Annotated in this window: 16 protein-coding genes; 2 read left to right on the top strand and 14 right to left on the bottom strand. The window is 31.4% G+C overall.

Annotated features, from left to right (window positions below; translation table 11 throughout):
- Window positions 1–171: 171 nt before the first annotated feature.
- The 3 genes from BB045_RS06790 to BB045_RS06780 are packed head-to-tail and all read right to left on the bottom strand — an operon-like array spanning window position 172 to window position 4,173.
- Entirely contained in the window at window positions 172–1,239 is a 1,068-nt protein-coding gene (locus tag BB045_RS06790; RefSeq protein ID WP_070581246.1) for an alanine/ornithine racemase family PLP-dependent enzyme, read from the bottom strand.
- Window positions 1,240–3,000, bottom strand: coding sequence for an IucA/IucC family protein (locus tag BB045_RS06785; protein ID WP_070581245.1), 1,761 nt, complete (start codon window positions 2,998–3,000; stop codon window positions 1,240–1,242).
- A 3-nt stretch (window positions 3,001–3,003) separates the two neighbouring features.
- Window positions 3,004–4,173 (bottom strand): MFS transporter, encoded by a 1,170-nt coding sequence (locus BB045_RS06780; RefSeq protein WP_070581244.1) that lies wholly within the window; start codon window positions 4,171–4,173, stop codon window positions 3,004–3,006.
- Between the two features lie 114 nt (window positions 4,174–4,287).
- Here BB045_RS06780 and BB045_RS06775 point away from each other — a divergent pair, with 114 nt between their 5' ends.
- Entirely contained in the window at window positions 4,288–6,237 is a 1,950-nt protein-coding gene (locus tag BB045_RS06775; RefSeq protein WP_075140606.1) for an IucA/IucC family protein, read from the top strand.
- Between the two features lie 78 nt (window positions 6,238–6,315).
- Here the strand turns inward: BB045_RS06775 and BB045_RS06770 are convergent, their stop codons facing one another.
- The 5 genes from BB045_RS06770 to BB045_RS06750 all read right to left on the bottom strand — a co-directional run bounded on the left by BB045_RS06770 (window position 6,316) and on the right by BB045_RS06750 (window position 10,546).
- Window positions 6,316–6,843 carry an Asp23/Gls24 family envelope stress response protein gene (locus BB045_RS06770; protein ID WP_070581242.1) on the bottom strand — a complete coding sequence of 176 codons (528 nt, stop codon included), beginning with the start codon at window positions 6,841–6,843 and terminating at the stop codon, window positions 6,316–6,318.
- A gap of 56 nt (window positions 6,844–6,899) precedes the next feature.
- Window positions 6,900–7,139 carry a DUF2273 domain-containing protein gene (locus tag BB045_RS06765; protein WP_011275167.1) on the bottom strand — a complete coding sequence of 80 codons (240 nt, stop codon included), beginning with the start codon at window positions 7,137–7,139 and terminating at the stop codon, window positions 6,900–6,902.
- Between the two features lie 12 nt (window positions 7,140–7,151).
- Window positions 7,152–7,688: an alkaline shock response membrane anchor protein AmaP gene (amaP, locus tag BB045_RS06760; protein WP_037536063.1), complete on the bottom strand. Its 537-nt coding sequence runs from the start codon at window positions 7,686–7,688 to the stop codon at window positions 7,152–7,154.
- Between the two features lie 176 nt (window positions 7,689–7,864).
- Complete coding sequence (locus BB045_RS06755) at window positions 7,865–9,415, bottom strand: BCCT family transporter (protein WP_070860899.1); 1,551 nt, start codon at window positions 9,413–9,415, stop codon at window positions 7,865–7,867.
- Between the two features lie 120 nt (window positions 9,416–9,535).
- A complete protein-coding gene (locus BB045_RS06750; RefSeq protein WP_070581240.1) occupies window positions 9,536–10,546 on the bottom strand; it encodes a zinc-binding alcohol dehydrogenase family protein in 1,011 nt (336 codons plus the stop codon).
- A gap of 144 nt (window positions 10,547–10,690) precedes the next feature.
- Between BB045_RS06750 and BB045_RS06745 the strand changes: the two genes are divergently transcribed.
- On the top strand, window positions 10,691–11,692 hold the full coding sequence (locus BB045_RS06745) for an LLM class flavin-dependent oxidoreductase (protein ID WP_070581239.1): 1,002 nt from the start codon (window positions 10,691–10,693) through the stop codon (window positions 11,690–11,692).
- Between the two features lie 42 nt (window positions 11,693–11,734).
- Here the strand turns inward: BB045_RS06745 and BB045_RS06740 are convergent, their stop codons facing one another.
- The 6 genes from BB045_RS06740 to BB045_RS06715 form a co-directional block, all read right to left on the bottom strand.
- Window positions 11,735–12,583, bottom strand: a complete 849-nt coding sequence (locus BB045_RS06740) for an alpha/beta hydrolase (protein WP_070581238.1) — start codon at window positions 12,581–12,583, stop codon at window positions 11,735–11,737.
- 245 nt (window positions 12,584–12,828) lie between these two features.
- Window positions 12,829–14,241 (bottom strand): 6-phospho-beta-galactosidase, encoded by a 1,413-nt coding sequence (gene lacG, locus BB045_RS06735; RefSeq protein ID WP_141751064.1) that lies wholly within the window; start codon window positions 14,239–14,241, stop codon window positions 12,829–12,831.
- 15 nt (window positions 14,242–14,256) lie between these two features.
- Window positions 14,257–16,008 carry a lactose-specific PTS transporter subunit EIIC gene (locus tag BB045_RS06730; RefSeq protein ID WP_070581236.1) on the bottom strand — a complete coding sequence of 584 codons (1,752 nt, stop codon included), beginning with the start codon at window positions 16,006–16,008 and terminating at the stop codon, window positions 14,257–14,259.
- Between the two features lie 5 nt (window positions 16,009–16,013).
- A complete protein-coding gene (locus tag BB045_RS06725) occupies window positions 16,014–16,328 on the bottom strand; it encodes a PTS lactose/cellobiose transporter subunit IIA (RefSeq protein WP_002448512.1) in 315 nt (104 codons plus the stop codon).
- Window positions 16,329–16,347: 19 nt separating this feature from the next.
- A complete protein-coding gene (lacD, locus tag BB045_RS06720; protein ID WP_070581235.1) occupies window positions 16,348–17,325 on the bottom strand; it encodes a tagatose-bisphosphate aldolase in 978 nt (325 codons plus the stop codon).
- 3 nt (window positions 17,326–17,328) lie between these two features.
- On the bottom strand, window positions 17,329–18,261 hold the full coding sequence (locus tag BB045_RS06715; protein ID WP_075140605.1) for a tagatose-6-phosphate kinase: 933 nt from the start codon (window positions 18,259–18,261) through the stop codon (window positions 17,329–17,331).

Genomic DNA, 18,261 nt, shown 5'->3' with positions numbered 1-18,261 from the left:
TATTATTTAGTATATTTTTTAATTTTTTTATAAAAATAGATTAGAATTTTAATTATTATGGGATTTTACCTAGAAATGATAAAATAAAAAGCCATTAATCAGAATAAATTCAAAATTAAAGGCTAATATTTATTAAAGTTTATATGATTATTAATACCTACAAAGAATTGATTAACATTTTTTATTAATCAATAATGGAGAATTGACCATCTTACTATTCAAAGAGTGAATATAATTATCCTTAAAATAGTGCTTTGTCATGTGGTTATGATACATTACTTGAGAAAGCGCCTCATACTCCATAGCAAATTCTATAATATCACCAACTTTATAGTAATCTTGATTGTTTAAATTAATCATTAGATGATCACTTGATGCACCAATAATGCTAACATCATTCTTAATAGGTTTAATTTTATTTACGTCTGTGTCAACATAGCCAATATCTACAATCGCTTGTAAATAGCATTGGTTATTGTCAGATAGACGTGGTTTAATCTCTAAAATTTCCGCTTCTACTGTAATTGCATTTTGAAATAGCATTGGTATAGATTGATTTGTTGTAGTATCTATCCCTCTAAATAATGCCTCACCTATTCGTAACTCATTAATCTTACCCAAATCATTGTACATTAATTGTGGTATCATACTTGAGTTTCCACCTGATACAACTTTTAATCTAAACCCTAAATTATATTCAATAGCATCAACAAATTGATTTATCTTTAATATATCTTCTTCAGTTGGAGCCGAAGACTTGAAACACATAAAGTTAAATGCAATACCTATTAATTGAATATGAGTCATTTTGATGATTTCTTCAATATAATTTAGTACATCATAAGTTATGACCCCTTCACGTCTATCCTTCCAATCTATCATTAACATAATTTGATGTTTTTGATTTAACTGTTTAGCAATGTCATTTATCTCTCTAATTGACTCAATTTCAGTTTGCATACTCATTTTCACTGATTTAATCAGTTGAGTATAATGTTTTTTAGATGTTGGTCTTAGTAAAAGATAATCGCATTGCCCCTTGAAATCTTCATTTATATTTTCAAGTCTTGATTCTGCAAAATGGGTGAACCCTGATTGAATTAATGTTTTGATAATTCGATTATCACCAGCTACACATTTAATTACTGGGGTTAAATGTATATCATTATTTTCTAATAACGTTCTTAGTGCATATGCATTATATTCAATTTTAGATAAGTTTATATTGATTTGAGCCAATTATCTCACCTCATCTCTAATTGGATTATCAAGTTCGATATTTAAATATTTTTTCACTCTATTGTTCATACGCATGCGTAATAATGCCTTAACAGTAATCTTTGAACCAAAGAGCACATCTTTTAAAGCTTGAGCATGTGGTTTATTATCACTTATTGCTAATTTAACTTCATTTTGAACTAGATTGAACAATTCTTCTTCAGTTACAAATTCCGTTTTTGAAAAGTGATGAATTAATTCAGCTAACTGATTCTGAATAACAGCATGCTGAAATTTCGCAATAACTTCTTCAATTGAATCTGCCAATAAACTTTGATTGGACACGTTGATATTTTTCAGTTTATGAGTAAGTGTATTTAAATCAATTCGAGACCCACCTAAATCACGCACAATAAAATTCATTTGATAATTAGGTCCTAAATTAACTATAGTATTTTGCATATGCGCTTCTAAAGCTATGCCATACTCTTGAATTAAATTGATTAAAGGCGTAATAAGTTGTCGACTATAATTTTGAATAAAGGTTAATATACCTCTATTATTTAACTCACCATTAACCCATTCGATATAACTATCAACAGTAATATGTCGATCAATTGGATTAGGATTAACCAATGCACCAGTAACAATAGTCACCCCATTGTTTGCAATATAAGGTGTTTCTCTGACAATGCATGCTAACTGTCTAGCATCCTCGTCATTTGTTTTCGCACATAAACCATAAGGTTCTATTGCAACATTTAGTTGTGGATATTGATTTAATACATTTTGTAAAGCGCTACTTAATTTAGGTCCGTCTACCGTTGTAACACTTGAAACTGTTCTGACAGCGCTCGTTGCTTGTACATTGACAGGTAATTTTATATGATATGGCTTATTGATGAGTGCCATCGTCCTAAATGATAGTGTTGCTTTCGAATCGACATCAAATGGTGTTGTTAATAAAAACTTATTAGCAATCCAATTCGCAAACTTATCGTAGATAGTATGGTTGTATTGCCATGGATGTACTAATATCACAAAATAGTCTTCTAACGAAATATGAATAGACTGTGCATATTTTCTAATTCTTATTTGATATTCAGGTATTACTTTCTTCAATATGAAATCTTCATCATTATCTATACACGTAGCTTGTGCACAGTCTTTATGGATTAACATAATTTTTAACGGTATTACTTTTTCAAACTCAGGTGAATACATTTTAACTTCATCCATAGTTAATGGCAGTTTCGTTTTAGTAAGTGGATGTGTAGGATGACCTTCTAATACTAAGCTTTCTGAATATATCAAATCATTGATTTCATTCGCGTCACTCAAATGTTGTAACCATGCAAAAAAATTTAAAGTTGTTGGCATACCAGAAAATTGCATACTAGATTGCACATTATGTTGACGTTGATAAAATTGTTTATAAATTTCAACAAAACTATCTCTACTATGTATTATTTCATCTATTAATTGCTGATGTATATTAATGTCAAAATGATTACTTAATATTTCTAATAAAGTTTCTACTGTTGATACTTCCATTATATTAGCACCACATTGATATGCAATTGGTCCTACAAATTCATACCTTGACATTACACTGTTATGATTAAAGTGAGTAGAAAGTATACATCCATGATATTGTATATCTAATTGATCATCTTTAGTTGTAATAATAGTTTGTTCTTTCCAAATGCCTTCTTTTATTAAAGCATTTAAAATACGATATTGTATATTAGTATCCGCATTTTGCCATGCGTTTAGAATCATACTTTACTCCTCCAATTTAATTGGTCTTTGAATTATATATGCAATAAAGGCAATTACAAAAGTAAATATTCCCATTATGATAAATGTATTAATAGGTCCTATTATTTCTGATAATGTTGTTAATATTAAACTACCTAAAGGAATCATCCCTCTATCCATCATGACGATACTTAATATTTTTCCTCGATGCTCTGATGCTATATCCTCTTGAAAATATATACGATTTGATGTTCTAGCTAATTGACCAAATAAACCTACAAGTGACATGCAGATAAACATAAATATAATGTTATGCATAATGACACCTACAAGCGCTAATCCAAATAGACAAGTACTTAAATAATACATTTGCACAGTGGTGAACTTTTTCAAAATTATGGGTAGTATAAGTGTTGCAATCATACCACCTACAGCACAAAAGGTCATTGACACACCAAAGATTTCCGAGCGACCAGGAAAGAGATCATGTACTAATACTGGTACTAGTGTAGTATACGAAAACCCAGTAGCCATGATAATCAATGACGTAATAAATATTTTTGAGGCTTGCATATTATTCTTAAAGTATTCCCACACAACCGTAAATGAAAACCCTTGGTTAGCTTTATTTGTCTCACCAACTGTATTGAAGGTTAATGGTAAACACAATAGGACAGCAATGAAGTAACACATTGATTGCGCTAGAAAAGTAAACGGTGCATGGTAAATTGAGAGTATCAATCCTGCGATTGCCGGACCTATTGAGCGACATATGTTTATGATAAAAGAATGATATGAAACGGCTTGGCTTGTATTTAAATGTACAGATAAATCTGGCAATACAGCTTGTCTTATTGGTGTTTCCGTCGCATTGATCATACCTCGAAGTGTGGCATAAATAAGGATGATAATAATCGGCACTTGTTCTAATAAAAAGGTACAAACACATAGTGTGCTTGTCACTAAAAATGAAGATGAAATGGTAATTTTCAATAATTTTCCTCTATCAAATTTATCAGCTATAGCGCCAGCCCAGACACTTAGTAACAAAATTGGCACGAGTCGGCAAAAATTAACCAATCCCAAATAGACTGCGTTATGATAACTAGTAAGTACATACCAATTCAAGCCAATTTGTCCTATCCAATTCCCTAGAAATAATAAAAAGGAACTAGAGAAGAAAAATTTCGCCACAGTATTCCACCTACTTATTTATAATAAACTTCATAATTGATAATGAATATCATTATCGATATTATGGATTATACAAATGATTTAGATTTTTGTAAAATGAATTTGAGGTGCAATATGGATAATTTAATTTCAATAGACAATATAGATTTACATTTAACTGATGAAGAATTAGGAGCTTTATCGTTTTTAAAGCAAGAAATGCCCCATTTAGTAAACTACATTAAAAATGAATTGCTCGTTGCACGAGATAAAATTTCTCAACGCTTAATTACATCCCTTTACAGAGAAAATTTAGTCAACGCTAAATCAAATAGTACCTTTTTCTCGTCATGTGATATTAAAAACTTTCCAATAAATGGAGAACACCAAATTATGCGCGTGCATTTTCCCGAAAGCGATAAATATTTATTCGCAAAAGTTTCCGGAACTCATGCATTTGGCCGTGTAGATGTTGAAGGTCCATTTTATTATTGTGATAGTGATGGTAGACAATGTGTTCGTATACTTCATCCTAATGAAGTATTAGCTGATATCTTAAAGGAAAATCCAGAGCTTGATAATGAGGCAAGTTCTCAATTCAAAGACGATATGGAAAACAGTGTTGCAAATATGGCGTTAGCACTTGCATATCAAGCATATGAGATGCAACATTCAAATGAACCTTTATTGGAAATAATTCTTAATGAACAAGATAGTTATTTGCGTTCAGAGCAGGCAGTTATAGAGGGACACCCGCTTCATCCTGGAGCTAAATTGCGTAAAGGCCTTAATGCTAATGAGAATATTAAATATAGTTCAGAATACAATAAAGAAATTCATTTAAAGTGTGTGCTTATTCACCAAAGTGTCGCTAGAATACAATCTTTATCGTTTACTTATAATGCTGAATTAGAAGCGCAATTTCCAGAACTATATAGCCAAATTAAAACTGAGTGTGATAATTTGAGTAATCTGAGTGAATATCATTTAATGATTGTTCATCCTTGGCAGTTAGATAATGTATTATTAAGTCAATACGAAGAGGAAATAAATAATAATTTAATGATTCCACTAAAGATAGAAATACCTTATTACGCTGGTTTATCTTTTAGAACTTTAATGCCAAAATTCCCAAGCACGTTGCCACATATTAAATTATCTACCAATGTACATATTACTGGTGAAATTAGAACTTTATCTGAACAAACAACTCACAATGGTCCTTTAGTTACTCAAATCTTAAATGACATTTTAAAGCAAGATAAAGATTTCACTCATTATAGAGTTGGTATTTTAAATGAATTTGTTGGTATTCACTTTTATAATATAAATGACGAAGAAGCTATTCAAACAGACCGAAGTGAGCAATTAGGAACGCTCTTTAGGGACAATGTGTACAATCTAACTGAAAAAGATAGTATTCCTATGATTCCTTCAAGTTTAGTGGTTAATTATAAATATAATGAAGAACCACCAATTATTAGTTTAATTCAACGTTATAAACATCATTACGACAAATCAAATCTTGATATCGCAGCTCAAGAATGGTTGTCAGATTACATTTCTCAATTGTTAGGCATAGTGATTCCTTTATATGCTAAATATGGCATTGCACTTGAAGCCCATTTACAAAATTCAATTGCAACGTTTAACGCTGATGGACGATTAAATACTATTTATATTCGTGATTTTGAAGGCTTACGTATTGATGAACAATTTTTAAATGAATCTGGATATACGACAAATCATTTTCACGAAAAATCTAGAATCTTGACCGATTCTAAAACAACAGTATTTAATAAAGTCTTTTACTCGACAGTTCAAAATCACATAGGTGAACTTATATTAACTGTTTCAAAATTCATTGAGGATGAAGAATTTGAATATAAACTGTGGGATAGCGTAAGCGAAATTATTCATAACATTTTAAATAGCTTAACGAATATTAATACAAGCCACATTTCAGAAATTAAACAAATTATATTTGATAGAGACATTGATTATAAATGCGTGACAACGATGCGTTTAGAAGATGAAGCACATCACTATACTTATATTAAAGTAAGTAATCCACTACATGGTTAAACGATATTAGAAATCAAAGCTTAATTCTAAAATAAAAAACCCTTTAGGCTATATAAACCTAAAGGGTTAAATCTATTATTATTGTAATCCTGATCTTTCAGAGTTGTTATTATTATTGTTGTTTTTTTCGTTTTTTTGTTGCCATTCTTTTTTAGTCATAACATCATCAACTTGCATGTTAACTTCTACAACTTGTAAGCCAGTGATATATTTAACTTGCTCTTTAACTAATTCAGTAACTTTACGGAAGATTTTTGGTGCTGATTCACCATATTCTAAGATTACTTTTAAGTCGATTGCTGCTTGTTTTTCGCCAACTTCAACAGAAACACCAGTAGTTACATTGTTGCCACTAGAGAATGCATTAGTAAAGTTATCAGCGAAACCGCCTTTCATATCTAAGATACCTTTAACTTCACGAGCTGCGATTCCAGCAATTTTTTCTACAACTTCATCTGAGAAAGTTAATTTGTTTTCAAATTGTTGTTGTTCATTTTGTTCTCTGTATTGTTCTGCTTGTTTTTGCTGTTCTTCTCTTTCTTTTTCATTAACTCCAGTTTGATTATTGTAAGCTTGTTTAGCTTTGTTATTGTTATCTACTGACATATTACATTCTCCTTTATAATTGAATTTTTTTATTATTTAGTTCTTAAATAAATTATTTAACTCCATCTATTTAAGAAATTCATGAAATCCTGTGTACGGTCTTTAATATACCCAACACCAATTCCGATTAAACATAAAACAATAACCAAAATTGTTTTCCAAAATCCTAAAGTTAGGAATAAGATTGCTATAATTAAAAATGCAAAGAAACCAATGATACGCCATTTATATGATTTAATGAAGTCAATGATTTGTTGACTTGCATCTTGTCCATTTTGATTATTATTATCAGCCATGTTATCCCTCCCTTACAGAACACGTTGTCCAGCAGTTTTTTGATCTCTGACATTTACTTCAAGTTTTCTCACTGGTAATTCAGTAAAATGTTCTACATTATGCTTAATGTCTGAACGAATACTTTCAGTTAGTGACTTAACTTGTACATCATTTGGTACTAAGAAGTCAGCCTTGATATCAATGTAAGATTTGCTTTTTTTATTATAAAGCTTAGCTACAACATTAGGTTGTCTTACTTGATCGTATTTAGTAAGTGTATCGTAAGCTGATTTTTCAACTGCTTTACGAGATACATAAATATGACCATCATCATAATCTTTGTATAATCCTGGTTTTCTATATGTTGGTTTAAAGATGCTGAATACTAATATTAAACCTATCAATATAAGTAGAGCAGCTAAACCAATTAATAGTGGTTGGAACCAATTGAATTGTAAGAAGAAGTCTTGATACTTAGATATACGACTATCTTTGATGTACATAAACAATAGGAATCCAACAATAGCAACTATTAATAGGCCGAGGATAAAGTTTTTTAGCCTTTTCACCTCGTATGCACCTCCTAAATTATTGTTGAATTATTATATAGAAAATAATACCCTTTAAACATTTTTCAAAACATTAATGAAAAACTATTAATTTAATTATATAAATATTTATTAAAGTTTTACTTTCTAGATAGAATATTCCCAAATTTAGCACAATAAAAACATATATTTTATTATTATTTTTTCAATTCTTTTTGCTTTGAACTTTTATACTGTAATATGTTTGGAAACTTATTAGAAGTTCTTGGATGATCGATACTTAATGATTTAAACAATGACCAAATCATTAAGATAATAACTATTGAAAATGGTAAAGCGGCAATGATTAATAAGTTTTGAATCGCCTGTGTACCACCTGTATAAATCATAATCATTGCAAATAAGGCTAGAATAATACCCCAACTTACTTTCACAAATGATGCAGGATTGATGTCACCTTTAGAACTAAGCATACCCAATACGTATGTTGCTGAATCGGCTGAAGTCACGAAGAAGATCATAATAACTACGAGAGTAATTATGCTAAGAATAAATCCTAGTGGATAATGTTCCAACGTAGCAAATGTTGCAGTTTCAGTAGCTTCTTTTGCAATGTTAGCAATGCCTTTATCTTGTAAATAAACGGCAGATGCTCCAAATACAGCAAAGAAGAAGAAACATACAAGTGAAGGTACAAATAGAACACCAAGTATAAATTCTTTAATTGTACGACCTCTAGATACCCTAGCAATAAAGATACCCACGAATGGTGCCCATGATACCCACCAAGCCCAATAGAATATTGTCCAGTTTTGGAGCCATTGGAATTTTTCTCCTCCATTCATTGGAATACGTAAACTCATACTAAAGAAATTAAAGATATAATTACCTAAACCATTTGTAAATGTATTTAGAATATAAAGTGTTGGGCCAACAATAAATAAGCCAATTAATACAATAAAGGCTAACAGCATATTGACGTTACTAAGCGTTTTAATCCCTTTATCTATACCTGACCAAGCAGACCACGTAAACAATATAGTCGCAATAATAATTAATATTACCTGTGTACCAAAATTGTTTGGTACATTAAATAGGAAATTTAGGCCTTCATTTATTTGAAGTGCACCAAATCCGAGAGTTGCTGCGACACCTGTAACAGTGGCGATAACAGCTAATACATCAATTGCACCACCTATAGGGCCTTTCATTGATTTTTCACCAAATATAGGAACTAAGGTTGCACTTACTAATCCAGGGTAGCCTTTATGGAAACTAAAATATGCAAAGACTAATGCTACAATTCCATATACTGCCCATGCATGTAATCCCCAATGAAAGAACGAAAATTGAAATGCATCATTGATTGCAGATTGTGTACCTGCTTTATGTATAGGGGGTAACGTAAATGCGTGACTTATTGGTTCTGCAGTAGTCCAAAATACTAGTCCAATACCCATACCAGCACTAAATAACATGGCGAACCAAGAAGGTAGTGAGAATTCAGGATCTTCACCTTCTTCACCAAGTGTTATCGATGCATATCTTGAAAACAATAAATATACACAAACAAAAAATATGAGTAAAACCAGTAACAAATAATACCAAGAAAAATTCTTTGCTATAAATGAAGTAATGTTTTGGGTTCCTGTTTCTAATTGTTTCGGCATAAAAGCGCCATATAAAACAAATAGAGTACAAATAGCTAATGCTGTCCAAAACACAAAACTAATTGATTTTTTTCGCAACATAATACTCCTTTCAATAAAATGGTTAATAAAGCATTTAAGTCAAAATAAAATGACGTTTATCCTATTGCCTTTTTTTATAAGAATAAACGCCATTTATAAAGAAATATATATAGTTTATTAATTTAAATTAATGACCAATTTGCCAATCATTGTATTGGATTCTAATATTTGGTGTGCTTGATAGATGTTTTCAGTGGTTAATCCTTCTATAACTTTAGTTGTTGTAGGTTGATAAATATTCTGTTCAACCTTATTTGTTATGTCTTCTAAATATTCATGATGCTTTATCATATCATCAGTTTGATTTAATGGTCTAGCAAACATAAATTCATGTGAGAAACTTAAACTTTTTGGTTTCAAAGCATTTAAATCTTGGTCATTTTCAAAAGCTACAATAGTAGCAATATGACCTCTAGGTTTCACTAATTGAATCATGTCGTCATAGTACATATCCGTATTAAATGTACAGAATACGTAATCAACCAGTTCAATACCTTGTGTCTTAAATTGATTTATTAAACTCTCTTTGTGATTGAGTACAATATCAGCACCCATTTTTTTAGTCCATTCAATCGTTTCATTACGCGATGCTGTTGTAATCACCCTTAAACCATAGAACTTAGCAATTTGAGTAACAATACTTCCTACACCACCTGCGCCATTTATAATTAACAACGTTTTACCTTCATTTTCACTACGTTTGCGTGAAATACCAAACACATCAAACAATGTTTCATATGCTGTTATACCGGTTAATGGTAAGCTTACTGCCTGCTCAGCGCTAATATTTTTAGGTGCCTTAGCTACTAATTTCTCATCAATCAATTGGTATTCCGAATTTGATCCGTTTTGATCAGGTGAACCAGAGTAATATACTACATCACCCTGATTAAACATAGTAACTTCACTTCCAACAGATTCAACCACACCAATCGCATCAAATCCTAGTACACGAGGTATTTTTGACACGTTCATTAATCGTTGTTTTGTATCAACGGGATTGACACTAATAGACTGAATTTTAACTAATAATTCATGTCCTTTTGGTTCTGGTATATCTAAATTATAAGTTTTAAATAAATTTCCATCTGATAGTTTAAACGGTTGTTCAAATCCAATTGCTTTCACTATTCATCCGCCACCTTTTTCAAATCTAATATTAAACTAAGTATAATATTTCAAACAAATATATAGCAATATAGAAGCCTTCAATTTAAAATACAACTAAATCTAATTTTTCCTATAAAAATCATTGAAAGGAGCATATAAAAATTGAAATTAAGTATTTTAGATTATGTTCCAATTTTTGAAGGTAGAAACGCCAATGATGCATTTAATCATAGCATTACGTTAGCCCGAACTGCTGAACAATTAGGTTATACAAGATATTGGGTTGCAGAACATCATAATGTATTCTCTGTTGCGTCAAGTGCACCTGAAATCGTAATGATGATGCTATTAGAACAAACACAAACGATTAAAATAGGAAGCGGAGGCGTCATGTTACCGCACTACAGTGCCTACAAAGTGGCAGAACAATTTAGAATAATGGAAGCTCGCCATCCTAATAGAGTAGATATGGGTTTAGGTCGTTCTCCGAGTTTCAAGCAAGTAAATGAAGCACTTAATGAGTATAAATCAACAAAACCAAATTTAGACAATCAAATAGAGGACTTACTACACTACTTTAGCAACAAATATGAAGCCCCACATCGATTCATGTCTATCAAAGCAACACCTGAAATTAATACTTCTCCACAAATGTTTATTCTAGGTATGAGTGAAAGAAGTGCGGAATTAGCTGCTCAAAAAGGGCTACCATTCGTCATTGCATTTATGGGACAAACTCAAACCAAGATTAATAGCCTAATAGAATATTATCGAAAACGATACAAACAATTGAATGACATTTCAAAATCTAATGAGCCATATGTAATTATGTCGACATTTGTAGTTACTGCAAACACGCTTAATAAAGTTGATGATTTATTAGATGCATTACATTTATGGCTTTTACGCATTAATTATCTCAACCAACCTAAATCATATCCTTCTATTAATACTGCTCAACAACGTAATTATAGCACTAGTGAACGTAATAAAATTGAGCAAAATAAAAGTCGTGTCATAAGTGGATTGCCTAAAGATATTCATCTAAAATTAACTTCTTTATTAAATACGTATCAAGTGGATGAAATCATAATAATGCCTCATGTATATGGGGAACAAGCAAGATTGGAATTGATTCAATTAGTCGCCAATAATTCACTTTAAACTTTGATTATTTTAGTGTTCAAGTTATGTTATTACTTACTACTACCATAAAAAATTTATGATTTCATCTGACACTTCTTTATTATGATGTAGCGCACTATGTTGCGCTTTCTCCCCTTTATATTCAGATTCTTTATATGTTTTAGGACTATTGCCCAACAAGTATTTTAAGGAGCGAGACGAACTATTAGATACCCTTCCATCAGAGTGTGTTCCGTCTTTCAAATCACCATAAATATTTAGTACTTCTATGTTTTTATTTTTATAGACATCTTTTAGATTTAATAATTTTTCATAATCAGCATTCATTTTACTAGGCTTACCATCTTTATCGACAGTAATTTCATTTACTTTTTCATTTAAATATAAAACACCGTTATATGTACCAGCTATATTTACTTCTTTTTGAAGTTGAGGTAATTGTTTATCATTTCCATAATATTTCATAAAATACGCAAAAGATAAGTTTCCCATTGAATGCGCTACAAAATTATAATTATCTATATTGTATTTTGATTTCATTTTTGTAAGTACATTTTTTATGTTTTGAGCATTTTGCATAATGTCACCATTTTTATTATCTTCAAATAATATTTTTATAATTGGATTCCTAGACTTCTTTGAAATTTTGCCACTAAACTGTACTTTTCCGTTTGATAAAACATATGCTGTAACTACATCCTTGATGACACCTTTTTTTACAGCTTGATTGACCATATATTTTTCAGAATTATTGGTTCCACCATATCCATGCATAAATAAAGTTGCAACTTTCTTTTTATCATTACTTTGATAATGAGATGAATTGTTACTCTTTGATTGACATCCTACTAATGTAAAAATCATTAGGCTAATAATCAAACTAAATATTATCTTTTTAAAAATTCTCATAATAATACTCCAATTTGTTTTCTTTAAGTATAAATGATGTAATTACAAAAATGAAAATTAAGTTAAATTGTACGTTTAAGCATATGTGGTAATAATTTGAATATATATTTTTGAATTATTTTTTCATGTGATCAAGCCAAGAAAAAATAAATAGGACTGAGAAAAGCTAAATTTTAGCATTTCCCAATCCTACCTTACAATTGTATTTATCATTGCTGTTTGTTACAAAGTTATATTAAATGCAATTATTTTATTTCCTTACTTTCCGCTAGTTCTTTGTACCAATATGCGCTCTTTTTAGCATAACGTTCTTGCGTTTCAAAATCGACATAAAATAGACCGTATCGTTTTTCATAACCATTTGACCAAGAAAATACATCCATGAGTGACCAAATGAAGTACCCTTTCACATTCGCACCATCACGAATAGCATCAGAAATGACTTCTAAATGTTTTTTCACATAATCTATACGTGCATCATCATCTACAGTTTTACGTTCCTCATCAAATTGGTCTTTATAACCAAGTCCGTTCTCAGTAATATAAATTTTATGGTAATTAGGATAATCTTTAACTACTCGCATAATTTGATCATATAAGCCTTTAGGATAAATCATCCAGTCCCAATCAGTACGTGGTACATCAACATCAAATTCACGTTGACCTACACCTTTAAGTTGATATTTAGAACCACCTTTATCACCAGTAGCATTATGTGTAATTTCAGATTCGCCATCGTAACCTCTCATCCAATCACTCATGTAGTAATTGATACCAAGGAAGTCATTTAAATCTTTAGCCGCTTCTAATATTTTATAATCCTCTTCTGGTATGTCTAATTTACCACCATTTACTGATAAAATGTGTTGAACGCCCTCCATAGTTTCACGAGAATATTTACCTAGATAAGTTGCATCTAAAATGAATTTGTTATGAATAATATCTTCTAATTCAGCCGCTCTAACATCTTCTGGATTAGTTGGATCATAAGGATATTTAGTTGGTAAAGCATGCACGACACCTATTTCACCACTATAGCCATTATCTTTAAACAATTTAACTGCTTTCGCATGTGCGACCATCATGTTGTGATGTGATTGAAACACTTTAGCAAAGTCGTATTTAATTCCAGGAGGGAATTTACCTACTAAATATTGGCCATCACCGATAGGGCCAATCTCATTAAATGTAGTCCAATAATTTACTTCTTCAAATTCTTCGAAACAGAATTTTGCATACTCAACAAAGTACTCAATTGTCTTACGATTTAAGAAATCACCATCACTATGTAGTGTCTCTGGTGTATCAAAGTGATGTAACGTTACAAATGGTTCTACATGTCTTCTATGACATTCTTTAAATAAATTATGATAGTATTCAACACCTTTAGGATTAACCTCACCATATCCTTTAGGGAATATTCGTGACCATGCAATCGAAATACGAATGCCATTCACACCAAATTTTTCACTTAATTCTAAATCAATAGGATATTTATTATAAAAATCACTTGCTGGTTCAGCTGTATACCAATAGTTTTCTTCAAGATAAGTGTCCCATGCTACGCGACCTTTTCCATCTGTTTGAGTCGCACCTTCTGCTTGATAAGCTGCTGTTGCACCACCGAATATAAAATCTTCTGGTAATTTTTTCATTATACTTTCATCTCCTAATTATATTTCAAATTGTTGTTGAACGAAGTCTAATGCTGCTTTGCCATCTCGAGTTAAATTAATGTATTCAACACCTTGTGTTTTAGCTAATTTAATACCTAGTCGATCTGTATCTTGTTTTATATCTTCATAGTTAGAAGCAACTTGAGGCGCTAAAATAATTAATTGATAGTCTTTCATAATATCCATATGTGCACCATAACCACCAGCTGCCGCTTTTACAGGTACCTGATATTCTTCTGCAGCCTTGTTTAACGCATTTGCAAGTAATCCACTTGTACCGCCACCGGCACATAAGACTAAAACGTTAGTTTGTTCGTTAATTGAATTTGATGAATTTTTAGCCGATACTTCCTCATCTGAAGGTGCTGATTCAGTTGTTGTCGTTTCATTTGCACCAGCAGTTGCTAAAATTGCATCTGCTTTTTTCGTATCAAAGTTTGCTGATACTTTTTCTTTTAATTCATTATTTACTTCTTTATTACCTCGTTCTTCTTCAAGAATTTGTTCATCATATACTTTTAAAAATGGATAATAAATCATAACATCAACTACAATTAATACAATTGCTAACACAAATGACCAAAATGCAAATCCTGTGCCCATCACAATACCAAGAGGACCTGGTGTCGTCCATGGTAAGAAGATGCTAAAACTATTCATTTTAAGTACATCAACAAAGAATTTAAAGATCCATACGTTTGCTATTGGTGCAAAAATAAATGGTATGAAAAATACTGGGTTTAATACGAGTGGTGCACCAAATAAAATTGGTTCATTTACTCCAAAGAATGTTGGTACAACTGATGCTCTACCAATTGCTTTATTTCTTTTTGATTTAGTTAACCACATAAACATAAATGGCACGACTAATGTAGCACCGGTACCCCCCATAGTTGCAACGAACATTTGTGTACCAGGGGTAATAATTTTATCTGCATGTTCTCCTGCTTGAATCAAATTTAAGTTTGTTTCAAGATTTGCATAAGTAATTGCAGCGATTGCTGGTTCAACAATAGATGGACCATGTATACCTACAAACCAGAAGAATGCGAAAGCACCGAAGATAAGTGTGACACCAATCCAGCCATCTGCCGCAGTAAATAATGGTTCAAAGATTTTTAATACGGCGTTCGCTACATTTGTATGAATAAATTTCCTTGATAATAAATCTAATGCATAAATAATGATAATAACCGCTGACAACGGGAAGATATCTTTAAATACCTGAGAAATATTTGGTGGCACTTCTTTAGGCATTTTTATTGTAATATTTCTTTTAATAAAGAAATTATAAACAATTACGGTAATAAAGGCTGAAATAAAGGCTGTTAATAATCCTTTAGTGCCCATAAATGCACTTAAAAATCCACCCTCTTTAATAGGATCTGCTGCTAAGAATAAAAATCCACTCATCGCAGCCATCATTGTAGAAATAAAGTTAATTTGATTGGTTTTATCTAATTTCCTGTTGTAGGAATCGGTTAAAGACTTAGCTGTTGTTCCAGCTACAATCAAACCAACAATTCCCATGGTATAGTTATATGGTTTCATCAATATACCTTCCATCGTTTTACTCCAAGTGAAGCCAAACACGTTAGGTACATATGTGATTAAAATAAATATACTTGAGAACAAGATAATTGGAATTGCTGCAATAAATCCATCACGAATCGCTCTTAAATAAATATTACGAGATATTTTTTCAAAGAACGGCTTTCCTTTTTCTATCCATGCTATTAACTTATTCATAGGGGTCAGCTCCCTTTTTTGTATAATTCAATTAAATGCTTCATTAAATCTTTTAATAATAACGTTGTCATTAAATGGTCTTGACCGTGAATCATTGTAATACTAAATGCAATGTCATCACCTTGCGCTTCTTGAGCTAATAAGTTTGTTTGAGCTTTATGTGCATTTGCAATACATTCATTTGCTTCCTCCGTAAGTTGTTCAGCTTTATCAAAATCACCTTCATTAGCAGCGTTTAATGCCTCTAATAATTTCGAACGTGCATCTCCTGCATATGCGACAATTTCAAAACCAAGTAATTGTACTTCTTCTCTGTTCATATGAATAACCTCCCCTAAGTTATTTTGCTTTCCAAGATGTTGCAGTTGTTTTTAGTACTTTATTTAAATCATCAATGTTTTTATATCCAGTTGTACGTAACCATTCTCTTGCAGCTTGTTCTCCTTGTTCAATATAAACTTTAACTGCACCAGACCATGTCGCACGCCCACATAACACACCATTGAAATGTGCACCTGCATCATGTGCAAATGTTAATGTTTCTTGGAATAATTCAGCTGATACACCAGCACTTAAATAAATATAAGGTAAATGTGTCGCTGCTTCTTGATCACGGAAATGTTGTGCTGCTTCTTCTTTTGTGTATATAACTTCACCCTCTGTAAATCCTTCAACAAAATTCATATTTACGGGTACTTCAACTTTAAGCACATCAACATTGAATCGATCTTCAGAGAATAACTTCATTGCTTCATTTACTTTACGAGGTTTTACTTTTGCAAATTCAGCACTTTTATTATCTGGAATATTATCATCATAAGTTAACACTTCTAAGAAAAATGGAATGTCTTCAGCAACACATTCTGAACCAATTCGTTCAATATAAGCTTTCTTTTGAATGTTAATCTCTTCTGAATCATCTACATCATAATAAAGTAAGAATTTAACTGCATTGGCACCCTGTTCTTTTAAACGTTTAGCAGACCATTCTACTAAGCAATCTGGTAAACGACCTTTTGCATTCACGTCATATCCAGTTTTTTCATATGCAAGTAATAAACCACACTCTTTATTACGTGCATCAGAAGCAGGTAAGCCATATTCAGGATCTAAAAGAATAGAAGATGCATATTGTGTTAACTCTTCTGATACAAGTACTTTTAATTGTTCAATTTGTTCAACTGTAGGAGGTTCTGTTTGATGTTCAGCCATCATTCTTTTTAATGCTCCACGTTGATCAAATGCTAAAGCTGAAATAATCCCATCTTGATTACTTAATTGTTCGATTGATGCTAGTTTTTGTTGTGATTTTGTCATGAATTACACCTCTATAACTTCAATTTGTTTGAATAGTTCTTTAAATTTATCTACATTAATATGACCTGTTTGATGCTCCATTGCATTTAACATTCCAAATGCATTAGCTTTTTTCAGTAAATCTTCATCGGATTGTTGATGAACAAGACCTGATGCAATACCTGCCACTGTAGAATCACCAGACCCTACAGGATTAACGACTTCTATTTTTGGAATATTTACTTTATAAAATGTTTGATGATGTTTAGCGAAAGCGCCATCGCCACCTAAAGAAACAATAATCCATTCAATACCTTTGAATATGGGTTGAGTAACCGCTTCTTTTAAACTATCGATATCTGTAGTGACAGTAGTGTGTAATAATTGAGATAATTCATCAATATTAGGTTTTATCACTGAAGGCTTATTCTCGCTTAACAATACATCCATTAATGATTGACCAGAACTATCTAAAATCGTAGGTAGACCTTGTTTATTTGCTAATTTCACAATATCAGCGTAGTAATTTGTATTAAGACCTTTAGGTAAACTTCCAGACATCGCTATAACATTAGCTCTTTTAAATAGTTCTAAAAGATGTGTTTTATAGCTCTCTGCTTCTTCCTTGCCAATAGTTGGTCCTTGTTCAAGTATTTCAGTTTGTTGTCCTTCATGTAGAATAGCGATACAATTTCGTATTTCTCCTTTTATTTTGAAGAAAGACTGTTCAATTTGAGCATCCGTTAATTGTTCTTCAATAAATTGACCTAATGCGCCACCTAAAAAGCCACTTGCTAACACATTTTCGCCAAATTCTGATAATACACGTGTTACATTTAATCCTTTTCCTCCAGCAGTTTTACTCGTCTTTTTAACTCTATTCACAGTATCTAGATGAAACTGTTCTAATGGGTAAGAGATATCAACTGAAGGATTTAAAGTTAATGTTAGAATCAT

The sequence above is a fragment of the Staphylococcus sp. MB377 genome, from assembly GCF_001922505.1.
GTDB classification, from domain to species: domain Bacteria; phylum Bacillota; class Bacilli; order Staphylococcales; family Staphylococcaceae; genus Staphylococcus; species Staphylococcus haemolyticus.
Note: the sequence above shows the minus strand (reverse complement) of the source record. Positions and strands in the feature narration are given on the sequence as shown.

What these genes read in the sequence shown, in the direction of transcription:
- BB045_RS06770 (WP_070581242.1), bottom strand. Translation starts at nt 6,843, where the DNA reads ATGTCAGTAGATAACAATAACAAAGCTAAACAAGCTTACAATAATCAA.
- BB045_RS06785 (WP_070581245.1), bottom strand. Translation starts at nt 3,000, where the DNA reads ATGATTCTAAACGCATGGCAAAATGCGGATACTAATATACAATATCGT.
- BB045_RS06715 (WP_075140605.1), bottom strand. Translation starts at nt 18,261, where the DNA reads ATGATTCTAACATTAACTTTAAATCCTTCAGTTGATATCTCTTACCCA.
- BB045_RS06725 (WP_002448512.1), bottom strand. Translation starts at nt 16,328, where the DNA reads ATGAACAGAGAAGAAGTACAATTACTTGGTTTTGAAATTGTCGCATAT.
- BB045_RS06730 (WP_070581236.1), bottom strand. Translation starts at nt 16,008, where the DNA reads ATGAATAAGTTAATAGCATGGATAGAAAAAGGAAAGCCGTTCTTTGAA.
- BB045_RS06765 (WP_011275167.1), bottom strand. Translation starts at nt 7,139, where the DNA reads ATGGCTGATAATAATAATCAAAATGGACAAGATGCAAGTCAACAAATC.
- BB045_RS06740 (WP_070581238.1), bottom strand. Translation starts at nt 12,583, where the DNA reads ATGAGAATTTTTAAAAAGATAATATTTAGTTTGATTATTAGCCTAATG.
- lacD (WP_070581235.1), bottom strand. Translation starts at nt 17,325, where the DNA reads ATGACAAAATCACAACAAAAACTAGCATCAATCGAACAATTAAGTAAT.
- BB045_RS06775 (WP_075140606.1), top strand. Translation starts at nt 4,288, where the DNA reads ATGGATAATTTAATTTCAATAGACAATATAGATTTACATTTAACTGAT.